This is a genomic window from Paenibacillus pasadenensis, from assembly GCF_023715725.1.
Lineage (GTDB): Bacteria > Bacillota > Bacilli > Paenibacillales > Paenibacillaceae > Paenibacillus_O > Paenibacillus_O pasadenensis_A.
The window spans coordinates 1-226 of record NZ_JAMBOT010000099.1 but is presented as its reverse complement, the minus strand read 5'-3'; the positions used below and the strand labels follow the sequence as shown (position 1 = coordinate 226).

Below are 226 nucleotides of genomic sequence, written 5' to 3'. Positions count from 1 at the left end.
GCTCTGCTCGCCTACCTGTGTCGGTTTGCGGTACGGGCACCTTCGCCTGGCTAGAGGCTTTTCTTGGCAGCCGGAGATCATGACCTTCGGTACTGTAATTTTCCCTCCCCATCACAGCCCAGCCTTAACGGTTTGCGGATTTGCCAACAAACCAGCCTCACTGCTTGGACGGACACATCCATCGGTCCGCGTCACTACCCTTCTGCGTCACCCCATTGCTCATAAC

The 226-nt window shown here is 56.6% G+C and carries 1 rRNA gene; it reads right to left on the bottom strand.

From position 1 onward, the window contains the following. Positions 1-226, bottom strand: a 23S ribosomal RNA gene (locus tag M3223_RS24675); the annotation flags it as partial.